Consider the following 13,488-nt stretch of genomic DNA (forward strand, 5'->3'; position numbering starts at 1 on the left):
GTTGAAATGAGATATTCAACTGTCTGTTTCCTTATGCTTTTCTTAATTTTGTTAATTGATTTAATATCAATACAGTTAAGGCAAGTATACCAATGACGACACCAAGTGAAAGTAAAATATGTCCAGTAGCGCCTAAAACAATAAATCCAATTAACGCAATTCCAGCTGAGACAATCGCATATGGAAGCTGCGTCATAACGTGATCGATATGATGGCTTCCTGCTCCTGCTGCCGAAAGAATAGTTGTATCTGATATAGGTGAACTATGGTCTCCAAAAATAGCACCAGCTAAAACAGCTGCAAGCATTGGTAACATCAACGAAATATCTACCGCTGCTGCCATATCTCCTGCAATTGGTAATAATAAACCAAACGTTCCCCAAGAGGTTCCTGTTGATAATGCTGTGAATCCAGCAATCAAGAAAATAATCGCCGGTAGAAGCATTGGCGGGATCGTACCATCAACTAAATCAGCTAAATATACACCCGTCTCAATTTCACTAATGATCTCTATAATTGTCCAAGCAAAGATAAGAATAAAAATCGCCGGCAGCATGGATTTAATTCCTGCCCCTAAAGTAGACATATATCCTGAGTTTTCCTTTTTGATAAGATTCGATAATAAAGCAAAACCAAAGCCAATAAGTCCTCCGATAATAAGAGACCCCGTAATATTTGCTTCACCAAAAATATCAATTAAAGAAGAGGATTGTACTTCGCCATAACCAGTTACAATCATCGAAACAACTGTACCGATTACTAACCCTAAAATAGGGATGACTAAATCGTATACCTTCCCATTTTGATGACGCTCAATTTGACCATCGGTTCCAGGCATTGCACCAGATTTAGGGTCAGCTAATTCACCTGTTTCTAGTGCACGTTTTTCATGTTTCCTCATTGGCCCAAAATCAATTTTAAATACGGCTACAGCAATCATAAATAAAATCGCGATAAGTGCGTAGTAATTCATTGGAATAATTAGCATAAATGCTTCAAACGCCTGATATTGTGTTAAACCATGTGCTACAAGAATTCCACCAATGATGGAAATGATATATGCACCCCAGCTAGAAATAGGGGCGATTACACACATTGGAGCAGCCGTTGAATCAACCAAATAAGCTAGTTTAGCACGTGAAATCCGATACTTATCAGATACAGGTCTACTAATATTCCCGACCGTTAAACTATTAAAATAGTCATCGATAAAAATAATAAAACCTAAAAATATCGTAAATAATTGCGCACCGACACGCGTTTTGATTCTTTTCATCGCCCATTCAGCAAAGGCATAGCTTCCACCAGACTTCGTAATGAGAGCAGCCATCATTCCTAGCAATAATAAGAAAAGAATAATATAAAATTCCCAATCGTTAACCGCACCTTCTACATAAAATATCGAAGAAACGATTCCCCAAATTTGAGCTAAACTATCCACTGGATTAAAACCGTTTAGCATTAGTGCTCCTACAAGGATACTTACTCCAAGTGATATTAATACCTTTTTCGTTAATAAGACAAGAATTAACGCCAATAATGGTGGTACAAGTGACCACCCTGTGCCTATTACATCCATCATATTTCCTCCTCTTTGGCTCTTGTGAGCTTTTCTCTAACCTGAAGAAGAATGTTCCCAAACAAAAAAGGCCCATAACGGATACCCATTATCGACCTTTGATCACAAGGTTATCCCCATCTTCAGCAGTAGTTCTCCACAGTCTTACAACTGTGACAGTGCTGCATCTATTCGATACAGTCCCAGCATATGAAGTCTTGACGAACTTTATACACTTCGGCGAACTTGCCTTTCCCTTTTTCTCCACGTTGTCATCCTCAAAAAAGGTAATTATCGCATTCGCGCCTCTACCTCACCGTCTTGATGAGGTAATACTATTCATATTATCGTAGTATATTATAACTAAAATTAAAAAACGAATCAATGGTTATTTCAAGAAAATACTACTTTTCTAGTCTTTTATAAATTAAAAATTGATGTGAATGTTTATTTTTTTCATCGATGATTCCATCTTCCACTTCAATCAGTTTCCAATGATTCCAATCCCATTGAGGGAAAAAAACATCCCCTGGAAAGCTTTCCTTAATTTCGGTTTTATAAATTTTATCAACATCGTCTCTGAACAGTTCAAACAATCCTGCTCCACCAATAACAAATGACTCGTTCTCATCTCTAATTGCTTCAAGAACTGCTTCCTTAGAGTGGACGATTTCACAGCCTTCTGCCTTAAATGTTGGGTCACTAGTTAAAATAATATTTCTCCGCTTTGGCAAAGCTCTGCCCATGGATTCGTACGTTCTCCTACCCATTATGACCGTATGACCAGAAGTAACACGTTTAAAAAACTTCAAGTCGTTTGGTAAATGCCAAGGCATATCATTATCCTTACCTAACACACCATTTTCAGACACCGCAAAGATATAAGAAATCATACAGAAACCACACCCTTAATATGTGGATGTGCCTCATAGTTCACAAGTTCAAAATCATCAATCGTAAAATCAAAAATGGATGTAACATCTGGATTAATCTTCATCGAAGGTAGAGCATGAGGTTCCCTTGTCAGTTGGAGCTCAACTTGTTCAAAATGATTGGAATAGATATGTGCATCCCCTAATGTGTGTACAAATTCACCTGGCTTTAATCCCGTCACTTGTGCGACCATCATCGTCAATAAAGCATAAGAAGCAATATTAAATGGGACACCTAGAAAAATATCCGCACTTCTTTGGTACAGCTGACAAGATAATTTACCATCTTGCACATAAAATTGGAATAAGCAGTGACAAGGTGCTAAAGCCATATCATCAATTTCCGCTACGTTCCAAGCATTCACGATTAAGCGACGAGAATTGGGGTTTTCTTTAATTTGTTCAATGACTTCGCTAATTTGATCAACCGTCCTACCATTAGCTCCTTGCCAAGAACGCCACTGCTTACCGTAAACAGGCCCAAGATCACCATTATCATCGGCCCATTCATTCCAAATTCTCACTTTATGTTCTGTCAGGTATGCAATATTGGTATCCCCTTTTAAAAACCAAAGTAATTCATGAATGATTGAGCGTAAATGTAACTTTTTTGTCGTGAGTAAAGGAAAACCTTTTTCTAAATCAAATCTCATTTGGTGACCAAATATACTTTTTGTACCTGTACCTGTCCGATCACCTTTTTCTCCTCCGTTCTCCATGACATGTCTACATAAATCTAAATATTGTTGCATGTATGTCCACTCCTTTTATCCACTATAACTGTTCATCAAACGCTTCCGTCCCTACAATCAATATGTTAAGGTGGTCCATTAAATTCAGATAGTACGGGTTTTCTAGCCTGATATTATCTTCATATAATATTTTGATAACAGGATGCGTACTCATCTGCTTATTTTGTTTATACACGATCCCTTTACGATTGTCACTTAATTGAACCATTAACCCCGATGGATATACCGCCATCATTTGTCTAAAAGTCTTTACCATATCAATATCAAATAAAGTCGAGGCACCTGAATACAAAAGCTCTAGAGCTTCATGTGGTAGCATCGGCTTCCTGTAAGAACGATTAGAGGTTACGGCGTCAAAAACATCGGCAATCGCGATAATTTTGGCATATGGATGAATTTTACCACTTTTTATCGCTTGTGGATAGCCTGTCCCATTCAAGCGTTCATGGTGTTCTAAAGCACATCTTGCTATGTTTTTTGTCATTTGAGCTGTATCAATTAATAGGTCGTAGCCCAGTTTACTGTGAGACTGTACGATTTTGAACTCGTCATTCGTTAACTTCCCAGGCTTTAAAAGAATGTCTTTGGGGATAAACATTTTGCCTATATCATGAAATAATGCTCCTAAACCTATCTCATATAATTCATCTTCCTCGTAGCCTAATTCCATCGCTAAACCAATTGAATACACGGCAACATTAAATGAATGAACAAAAATGTATAGATCGTGTGAAGAAGCACTTAGTAATAATGATAAGGCATCAGGATTATTTTGAATATCCTTTATTAACATTTTAACAGAACTTTCGAAGTCAAGGTCAACATTGATCGCCTTTAAATCTTTGAAATTATTCCAAGTATTGGACAAGGCGATAAATTCATACTTTAATTTACTAACCGTTTCTTCTCTTGTTTTTTGAGATATCACTTGTTCAATCTTTGGCAGATCTATTTGATCATCTTTTATATAAATAAAAGGAACTGCAAGATTCTTCAAGCGCTTAATTAATTTCTCAGTAAGCAGAATATCTTTATTAAGTAAAATTGAACCTTCTCCATTTAAAACAGCCTTCGCTAATTTTTGGCCTGGTTTCGCAACCATTACGGCAATTAGACGCATGATACAACCTCCCAGTATTATTAAATTCCATTTATCTTCCAATTGGTTCGTTTCATCTCTTTTATATAGCATGTCATTCTATGTAAAATAAACAATAAGTCTTAGTCATATAGATTCATTCCATCTCCTATTATATCAAATGTAAATGAATTTTTTGAAACTTTCTTACTAATTGACAAAAAAAACTGTCACGGAAGGTTTAGAGTCTTCATGACAGCTTCATTTTTACTTATTTCATTTTTAACAAGGCGTCTTTCCCCTTCATTCCAACCGTAATTCCTAATGCCTCTGCTTCATAAGTGATTGATTCTAAAGGGGCTTCAAGTAATTGCTCAATCGTTCTCACACCAACAGCACGACCAGCGACAATCTTTCTTTCTTTTAATTTTGCGTTCAATAGACCAACGTCTAAGGCGCCACACATAATATACCCAACTTCATTCGTAACAGCCATAAAATTCGTTTTTGGAAGCTTTAATGTTATAGCTAAAAAAGTTTCACCATTAATCGTCACCGGATTCATTTCAAGCATGCCTTTCTCCTCCATCCAGAAGTAAACTTCCTTGTTCTCTTTATTACTTTATGAGGATGGAATATTGACTGTGAATCAATTTAAGCCCATTCTTGCCCAAGCTTCCAAGCTAGAATATCTCTTAAAAATTCCGGCATCAGATATTCTTTATGAGGTGCTTTATAAATTTCAGGGAATAGGTACCCAAAGGTATACATATCTAATGTCGCTATTCGGTACGTTCTTTTCCCTTCTAACAATTGACCTTCTACACGCACTTCTAGAACTTCCATATCACTATTGGACTGAATCTCAATACCTGTAAAAATCATTTTTCCAAGAAGCTTACCTCTAAAACCAAATCCTTTCAACTTTAAAAATCTCATCTCTTCTGTATACGCTTTTTGAATCGTCGCTAATAGTTCCTCGCCTGTTAATTCAACAATGCACGGGTTAATTGGATGAGGACAAATACGGTGAATATCTCCCCTTGTTATCTGACCTTGAGGAATAGATTCCAATATTACACCCGCATTCATCATGGCAATACTCTCCTTACACCACTCAGCTAAACCATCACAGAGTAATTGTGTGATTTCTGTATTCTCCTGCCATGAAACGGCTAAATCAAAAGGAACCGTTGCCACTTTATAGTTCAACTTCTCAAAAGATTGATGCTCTATTTTTTTGATAAGATTCAACGTTGATTGAGCTGGTTGACAAGCATTCGCTGAGATGAGTGTTTCTTTCATATCGACACAGATTTTTCGTTGTGTATCAAACTTGATGTCCAATCTCCCAAAATAATGACCATGTTTCCCCGCTTGTGTAATCATCGTTTGGTTAATCTTTTTTCCCCTCTCAATTAAATGATGGGTATGTGAGCCTAAGATAATATCGATATCAGGCATTTCCTTAGCAATTTCTTCATCTTGAAAAAAGCCTACATGAGATAAAAGTACAACTATATCGACCTGTTCCCTCACTTCTTGAACAATATCTTTAAGTAGCTGGAATGAACTCTCACATTTCCAACCTAATTGCTCATAAAGTCCTTTAAAAGGGGCTGTCCAACCAATTAAGCCTACTTTAACTCCATTCTGAAATGTATGGATTTCATACTTCCTCGCCCAACTGGGAAGCTGACCATTCGGTTCAAATAAATTAGCAAGCAAAACAGGAAACTGAGCATGAGCATATAATTGCTCTAATTGCTGCTTAGAAAAAGTAACGCCTTCATTATTTCCAATCGTCGCATAATCAATCTCTGCCTCATTTAAGAGCTCTACATTCCCTCGTCCTTCAGTTGCTTCTGTTATAAGATGGCTTCGATCAGCATGATCACCTATATCTACAAATAAGGAGGCTTTATGCCGATGTGCCCTCACATACCCTACAATATGTGGCCAATTACTAAACTGGCTATGAAGATCATTAATATGGAAGATTGTAAGTCGTTCAATCGACAAAAAATAGCCCTCCTCTCTATTCAAAAGTTATTTCTTAAAATAAGCCTAACTGTCTAGGAGCTAAATTTTCATATTCAATCCCTAACATTTCAATCATTTCTTTAGCATTATCTGCTGCGTCACCGCCGGAATTATTATTAAAGATAACAAATAAGTGCTTACTTTCTGTTTGGAATGATTGAAGCTGTTTGGTCCATTCTCTTAATTCATTCTCATTATAACGATACAAATACCTTACTTCACGCCAGCGACCATTCCCCGGGTCATTCCAGCCATGAATATTGCGACCATGAAACCGAAATAAAGTTTTAGATTTATTAGTAGCCTGCATAACAATAGGGATAGATCCGGATCCTGCTTGTGGTTCGTCACAAATACTATGTATCCAATCCTCCTCTTGCATAAAAGCAAGAGTTTGTTCCCGGTATTGAGGTTGGAACCAAGACTGATGCCTGAATTCTAAAGCAACTGGGAGGTGAGCAAGTTCTTGTTTCACATATCGAATGTACTGTACATGTTCTTTTTTACAATCAAACCATGGCGGAAATTGGCACAAAACCATGGCGAGTTTATTACTTTCAATCATCGGCTTTAACGAATCACGAAAGGCTCGGAACATCTCACTGCGGCTTTCGAATGGCGTTAATGCTTTTTGGTGCAATGTCATCCCTTGGTAAGCTTTAACAATAAATTGAAAAGTCGCAGGGGTTTCTCTAACCCATTTTTGCATATTTCGTAAAGGTTGAACCGCATAAAAAGAAGCATCTACTTCAACAATAGGAAAATGCCCCGCATATACATCTAATTTGGATGCTGTGCTGCTGAGTCCCTCGTATAAGGAATCATGGTCTCCCCAACCAGCTAGACCAATATAAATCAAGTTTCTCACCTCAATCAACAAGTCATATCATATCGCCTTAAATATATTACGTATGATCAAATTCACTCCTTACAATATACCAAAATTATTTGCTTTCTCCTAAAAAAAGCAACTCCTCAAACGATAAAATAATTAGATATAAAGGATTGAGGCGAAATACTGTACTCGTCTTGGAAGATTCCTACGGGAACTGGTCACGATTTCCGGAGGTGGGCCTGAACTAACTTACTAACGCAGTAGATTTTAGCCTGACCTTTCCTCCTACATCAGTTGATCACCCCATGAGCCAGTCCAAAAAGCTTCAGTACACCCCTCAACAAGCCACCACCGATTGAACTTACATACAAAGAAAAAACCTCATATCCAACTTACGGATTACGAGGTTCTCATCTTCTTATTCCTCTTCATAAATGATTTCCACATTCCAACTATTCGCTAACTTCTCTAAATCCTCTTCATATTGAACATAAAGATAGTCAGATTCAATAAATGCCCGATCAGAAGCCACATAGTCCTCATTTACCCATAATTCATTACCCTCAATCGCCTTCTCAAAAGATTGCTCCAACAATTCATGAACCTCTAAAACCTTTTTATGATTATACTCTACTCTCAAATCATGTAACTCCGATAACAACTCATGAAGTCTAGGTAATGAATATTCCTCCGTAAACGCCAATAACTCATCATAATCTTCAATTAATTCTTCTTCTAAAATGACTTGACCTAATTCCATTGCAATAGCATCAGAATCATCAATATACGCAATAATTAAGTTCTGCTTACTAATATAATTATAAAAATAAAGCCCTGCTCCTACAATAACGACAACACCTAATAAAATTGATAATAGCTTCTTATTCATTTGTTAGACCCCTTACTTTTTTCAAAATATTTAAACACAACAGTTTATATATTAGTTAACTTATTCCAATTTGACAATAGTATAAAAGAATCAGGACTTTTTTTCATAAACACTCTAACAAGTTGATGGACTTGCATTCAGTTTCATTTTAGTGAATGTTGTAAGAGTGATATTTGCACTTAACAGTGTAGACATAACCAACGGGCGAGTCCGCCACCAACAAAGATGAACGTAGTGTTTGGCTCTTTAACTGGTGGAACTTCATTCAATTTGGTATTTGAATGAGAAGTACACGAACCAAAGAGGCACGAATACGGCTGATCATGTCAGTTACTGAAGGGAAGAGGGCGAGTAACTACACGAAAAAGGCCAATCATGTCAGTTACTCAAAGGAAATAGATGAGTAACAGCACGAATACGGCTGATCATGTCAGTTACTGAAGGGAAGAGGGTGAGTAACTACACGAAAAGGTCCAATCATGACAGTTACTCAAAGGAAATAGATGAGTAACAGCACGAAAAAGGCCAATCATGTCAGTTACTCAAGGGGTATGTAGTCACAATGAGCTCTTGAACTTAATGATTAGCCGTAACCTGTAACACTGGAAGTGGCTTGAGGAAATTCAGTGCACCACCCAACTAGCCACTAATAAACATGTAAGTAGCGTTTGGCTCTTTAACTGGTGGCTTTTCGTTCAATTTGGTTTTGTACTTTTTCATTTTAAAAGAATGTTGTTAGATTGTTTTGAAGAACTTGAGAATTAACAGTAACCCAGCGGACGAAAATATGCGGAGACTCCCGCGGGGCGTAGTGGCAGAGCTGAGATCCATCGGCGTAGCCGATTAGCTCAGCACCACCCCGCAGGACGCGCAGCATAATTTTCGGGAGCGACGAGTAGCGCACCATGTTCGCCCTAACTTCCATACAAAACGCCCATGGCGGAGCCAAAACCAGCTCCGCCACCAACAAACATGAAAGAATGGTTTTGCTCTTTGATTGGTGGCTTTTCGTTCAATATTGTTATTACTTCTTTTTCATTTTTTGAATGTTCTTGGCATCATTTTTTTGAACTTGAGAACTAGCAGTAACCTAGCGGACGAAAACATGCGGAGACTCCCGTGGGACGTAGTGGCAGAGCTGAAATCCACTAGCGAAGCTAGTTAGTTCAGCGCCACCCCACAGGACGCGGAGCATGATTTTCGGTAGCGATGAGCAAAGCTCCGCACACGAGTATCAGTATCAACTTTCATATAAAAAAACACCTTACAAATGCCGGTATTTTACCAACATCGTAAGGTGTTATCTTATTACCTAATTGAATGATTAACCAATCGAACCTTCCATTTCGAATTTGATTAATTGCAGTTATTAAACGACTTCAAAGTCAACCGAAAAAGCTGATATATAGCATTTTTGGTTGACTTACTTTATAAACGATTTTAAACAAAGTTAAACGTTATCGGATCAAAATCGGATCGTAATCGGATCATTCTTGAAAACGTGTTTCTTCTATTATATATGTATACTTGTCTTACTAAATTAATTTACTATCTCAACATTTGCTAAGAATGTCATCTGGTCACTAATTAGTTCTTCTATTTTTATAGCAAGTTCTCTTGTTTCAACAGGATCAGTAGATTTAACTAAGGCGTCTGCATTCCTCCACATATCGCTAGCTACAAGTAGTATGTGGTATTCATCAGAACCAACCGTAGTATTTCTCTCCACAAAATAATTGTTTATTTCAACATATAAATCTCGATAAATTACCCAATCTGATTCTAAAGGTTCATCCTGGTCAAAAGCATAATAAGCTTGTTCTTCCCATTCCATAGCTTGATTGAATATCTCTTCATCTATACCTTCCTTTTCCCAATCAACACTAAGATCCTCATCAATATAGCCATCTAATGGCAATCCTTTTTCCGAACATCCAATTAACAACATTAAAACAAGTAAAAACAACGTAACTTTCACCCTCAAGCCTCATCATCCTCCTTTTCTCAATCGTACCATTTACAAAGTACCACAAACAATTACAAATCAAAAAAGTCTTCTGTCTTTGCATTAGGATCGATAAAGCGTAATGCTCCCATAAGCTTCTTTATTGTTTCTAAAGACGTATTATAGTTATCGTCTTTACATAACTTTGAAATCGTATTTCTACCCACTCCACTTTTTTCAGATAGCCACTGTTGACTTATCCCTCTATCGTCTAGCCAAATCCCTAACCTAGTCCTCTTCCTTCCTAATCCTTTTCCAAACGTGCCCATCCCATCACCTCACAATCTATGTTCGATCAGCTTGTCCTATTCTCCTTTTATTTTTTGCAAAAATGCACACTCGATGAGGAAACAAGTACAAGCTCCACGAATACCTATAAACTATAGCAACTACCAAGGTAACAACCGTAGCAAGTCTCGTATAATCAGCCTTAGCAATAGCCTTAGCACTTACCTTGGTATCATTACCATGGTTTTTCAAGCCCTAACTACTATTAAATCAAGAAAGGAGATATTTGTTTAAAAGCAATGAAGGAGCAGAGCGAGTGAATGGTTGAGAACGCTACGAAAAGGAGGAAAAATGATGAATACTATCGTGAGTTTAGAGGGCATTTTGAGGTTTAGTCCATTTGTCGCAAAGGGATATACGCTGGTCATCGGTGGCGGTGTAATTGCTGTGACTGCCGCAGCACTCGAAAGATATTTAGCTGGCAAATCGGCAACGGTGATCGCCCAACATATTGCCGACATTATTAAAATAGCTTTGCCAATCGTCATGACGGCCACATTGATTTGGTTTGTCTTGTCTAATCCATTGTTATGAGGTGGTACCGTGTTTACACAAAAATCAAAGCTTAAGCGGCAATTAATTAAAACGTTTAGGGCTGGGGGTTTGCATCTTACTTATAAAAACGGCAGCACCATTCAATATATTTTGCCGAAGATCCATGCTATACAGGTGTTAAATGCTGGCATACGTTATGTATTTACGGTACCGCTCGGGCTTAATCCATCGGACATAGAAAATAAAAAGTGGCTGTTTGAAGCGAAATACGGTGAGAATATTGAGTTAGTTCGTAACAACAAAACATTTACTCTGTCCGTTTATAAGTCTGATTTACCCGACTCACTAACCTACAACTACGATGATATCTCGATCGCATTATCCGACCACATCTTACCGATTATTTGTGGTAAAGGGCGCACATCAAGCTATTTTGCCTATGACTTGATTGAGCACCCTCACCTTTTAATTGCTGGTACAACAGGTAGTGGTAAGTCCACACAGTTGCGCTCAATTTTGAGCACACTGATAGCCTATAAGTCTCCTAGTGAGTTAGAGCTTTATCTTGCCGATCTTAAGCGGTCAGAGTTTCACGCTTTTAAAAATATCGTTCACGTTAAATCAGTTAGCACTAGCAAGGATGATCTTGAGGTTGTCTTAACAAAGCTTAATCACGAGCTAAAAAGACGCGGAGACTTATTGGATCAATATGAGGAGACGCACACCCATGACCTACCAAAAGAGGTGCGGCCACCTTATATAATTTTGTGCATCGATGAAGTTGTCCTATTGAAAAAAGAAAAAAAGCTCATGGCTATCATAGAAGATATTTCATCAATCGGTCGAGCGTTAGGGGTATTTTTAATCTTGTCCATGCAACGTCCAGATGCTCAAGTCTTAGACGGTAAGCTTAAAAATAACTTAACAGTACGTATGGGCTTTAGACATACAGATGGAACTAATGCACGCATAACAGGTACACCAAGAGCACACGAAATCAGCCGTGATACTCCTGGACGGTTTATGCTTAAATTAGATGACCCTGTTGAGCTACAGTCACCCTATCTGACGTTGGATAAAGCTAGGAGTCTTATAGCTCCTTACAAAGTTGAAAAGCCTAAGAGCGTAAAGAATGAAGTTGTGGTAATAGAAGAAAAAGCACGACCACAAGAACAACTATCTATATTTGGAGTGTTAGAAGATGAAAAAACGAGATAAAGCGATACTCGATGATTTGATTAAGTTTAGAGTTATGAGACGTGATGATATTTGTCAGTTGCACTTTGTCGGATTAAAACAAGCCATTAAGTCATGTAACGCTGTCTTAAAAAGATTAAGGCGTGATGGACATATCAAGGCGATTACCGACCAAAAGCAATACCTATACTTGCACCAGGACACAAACGTCAAAAATGACAGTGCTAAGATATCTCATTTTTTAGCGATAGTTGATGTGTACAAAAAACTGTGCGACGTGGAGAAACCACAAAGGTTTGAGGTTGAGCCAAAACTATCCAACAAAGGCACGGTTGAGCCTGACATCTTTTGCATATGGCGTAAGGCTCCGTTTTATATTGAGGTACAACGTAACATCTATAGTAAAAAAGTGTTTGATAAAAAATTGAGTCGTTATGAGCTTTTTTACGAGAGCAAGGAATGGCATAAAGCTGATTGGCAGCCAAAGGATAAAATTATGTTTCCTTATGTGTGGGTCATTGGTGAGGGAAATTATAATGTAACAGGGAAACCGTTTAGAATTTTTCACACGAGAGAAGCCGTTTTAAATTAACCTCTCACTTAGAGGGGTTCTTTTTCTAGTTGATAATCGAACGCATGTTTGTATATAATATCTGAAAAGGAGATGATCATATGTCAGACACTGTACATTTAAAAAGAGGAAATAAACTGTGGGCAACAAGCTTTATGCTGCCCGAACATATTGAGGCCTTACACAAATTAGACTTTGAATCGCAAAAAGTACCTAAACCTGAGCTGGATGAGCAAGAATTATTTGAGATAGGTTTAGTCATAATGGATAGTCTTAAGCATGAGTTGGAGATACGTCTGACTTACTGGCAGGGTGGATTTTATCATGAGGTAATTGGCATACCGGATAAAGTCGATTATGAGGAAACGTATGTTGAATTAATAACAAAAGATGATAAGTTGACCATTAAGATCGATCAGCTAAAAGCGGCAGAACGTATTTTATGAGGTGTATTGATGATAAACGAAGATGAAAACAAATTAATGTACCTTTTTATTTACTTGCCTCTTGTCAGAAAAGTGCTAGAAAAAGACATGGAAAAGTTTAAAAAAGCTGAATTGAAATTTGAATTGACGTATTTAACCTACTTAGAAAAAGTTACAAACAAAGTTGGAATAGATATCGGTAAAGTTAAAAGGGAAATGTATAAGAAGGGTCTTACTGTTTATGAGCAAGGTCGCGATGAGAAAGGCTACTGTAAATACTTAGTTGTGTGTCGGGGGTATCGGCAGGATGTAGTTTTGCTCCCTCAAGCGATGAAGAATAAGGTGGCTGAACATCTGGCGGGTTATTTAGAAGGAACTCCAGCACTTTAATTTCAATCCCTTTTATGGTCGGTTTAGCTT

General features: G+C 37.7%; 15 protein-coding genes and 1 riboswitch. Of the genes, 5 read left to right on the plus strand and 10 right to left on the minus strand.

From position 1 onward, the window contains the following. Positions 1-31 precede the first annotated feature (31 nt). The 10 genes from PQ479_RS17890 to PQ479_RS17935 form a co-directional block, all read right to left on the minus strand. A complete protein-coding gene (locus PQ479_RS17890) occupies positions 32-1,579 on the minus strand; it encodes a Na+/H+ antiporter NhaC family protein (protein ID WP_047987362.1) in 1,548 nt (515 codons plus the stop codon). Between the two features lie 121 nt (positions 1,580-1,700). Further along, positions 1,701-1,877: riboswitch (Lysine riboswitch) on the minus strand. Positions 1,878-1,962: 85 nt separating this feature from the next. Continuing rightward, positions 1,963-2,451: a dihydrofolate reductase gene (locus PQ479_RS17895; protein WP_047987361.1), complete on the minus strand. Its 489-nt coding sequence runs from the start codon at positions 2,449-2,451 to the stop codon at positions 1,963-1,965. Then, entirely contained in the window at positions 2,448-3,242 is a 795-nt protein-coding gene (locus tag PQ479_RS17900) for a thymidylate synthase (protein WP_047987360.1), read from the minus strand. Before PQ479_RS17900 ends, PQ479_RS17895 begins: the two co-directional genes overlap by 4 nt. A 22-nt stretch (positions 3,243-3,264) precedes the next feature. Further along, complete coding sequence (locus PQ479_RS17905) at positions 3,265-4,362, minus strand: HD-GYP domain-containing protein (RefSeq protein ID WP_047987359.1); 1,098 nt, start codon at positions 4,360-4,362, stop codon at positions 3,265-3,267. 229 nt (positions 4,363-4,591) lie between these two features. Beyond that, positions 4,592-4,894 carry a YunC family protein gene (locus PQ479_RS17910; protein WP_047987599.1) on the minus strand — a complete coding sequence of 101 codons (303 nt, stop codon included), beginning with the start codon at positions 4,892-4,894 and terminating at the stop codon, positions 4,592-4,594. A gap of 80 nt (positions 4,895-4,974) precedes the next feature. Next, on the minus strand, positions 4,975-6,342 hold the full coding sequence (locus PQ479_RS17915; RefSeq protein ID WP_047987358.1) for a bifunctional metallophosphatase/5'-nucleotidase: 1,368 nt from the start codon (positions 6,340-6,342) through the stop codon (positions 4,975-4,977). Between the two features lie 34 nt (positions 6,343-6,376). Further along, positions 6,377-7,222, minus strand: coding sequence for a DUF72 domain-containing protein (locus tag PQ479_RS17920; protein ID WP_047987357.1), 846 nt, complete (start codon positions 7,220-7,222; stop codon positions 6,377-6,379). 394 nt (positions 7,223-7,616) lie between these two features. After that, positions 7,617-8,087 (minus strand): hypothetical protein, encoded by a 471-nt coding sequence (locus PQ479_RS17925; RefSeq protein WP_047987356.1) that lies wholly within the window; start codon positions 8,085-8,087, stop codon positions 7,617-7,619. 1,540 nt (positions 8,088-9,627) lie between these two features. After that, positions 9,628-10,071: a hypothetical protein gene (locus PQ479_RS17930; protein ID WP_047987355.1), complete on the minus strand. Its 444-nt coding sequence runs from the start codon at positions 10,069-10,071 to the stop codon at positions 9,628-9,630. 53 nt (positions 10,072-10,124) lie between these two features. Next, positions 10,125-10,361, minus strand: coding sequence for a helix-turn-helix domain-containing protein (locus PQ479_RS17935; RefSeq protein ID WP_047987354.1), 237 nt, complete (start codon positions 10,359-10,361; stop codon positions 10,125-10,127). Positions 10,362-10,674: 313 nt separating this feature from the next. Here PQ479_RS17935 and PQ479_RS17940 point away from each other — a divergent pair, with 313 nt between their 5' ends. From PQ479_RS17940 to PQ479_RS17960, 5 genes are all read left to right on the plus strand, one after another. Further along, entirely contained in the window at positions 10,675-10,914 is a 240-nt protein-coding gene (locus PQ479_RS17940; RefSeq protein WP_047987353.1) for a hypothetical protein, read from the plus strand. A 9-nt stretch (positions 10,915-10,923) separates the two neighbouring features. Continuing rightward, a complete protein-coding gene (locus PQ479_RS17945; RefSeq protein ID WP_047987352.1) occupies positions 10,924-12,093 on the plus strand; it encodes an FtsK/SpoIIIE domain-containing protein in 1,170 nt (389 codons plus the stop codon). After that, the gene (locus tag PQ479_RS17950; RefSeq protein WP_047987351.1) at positions 12,077-12,664 is read left to right on the plus strand and encodes a replication-relaxation family protein; all 588 of its coding nucleotides are present in this window, start codon (positions 12,077-12,079) and stop codon (positions 12,662-12,664) included. The genes PQ479_RS17945 and PQ479_RS17950 overlap by 17 nt, the downstream gene beginning before the upstream one ends. Positions 12,665-12,744: 80 nt before the next feature. Further along, positions 12,745-13,089 carry a YolD-like family protein gene (locus PQ479_RS17955; protein WP_053070301.1) on the plus strand — a complete coding sequence of 115 codons (345 nt, stop codon included), beginning with the start codon at positions 12,745-12,747 and terminating at the stop codon, positions 13,087-13,089. 9 nt (positions 13,090-13,098) lie between these two features. Continuing rightward, positions 13,099-13,458, plus strand: coding sequence for a YhjD family protein (locus PQ479_RS17960; protein ID WP_047987350.1), 360 nt, complete (start codon positions 13,099-13,101; stop codon positions 13,456-13,458). The last annotated feature ends 30 nt before the right edge of the window (positions 13,459-13,488 follow it).

This window comes from Alkalihalobacillus pseudalcaliphilus (assembly GCF_028610675.1).
GTDB classification, from domain to species: Bacteria; Bacillota; Bacilli; order Bacillales; family Bacillaceae_D; genus Alkalihalobacillus; species Alkalihalobacillus pseudalcaliphilus.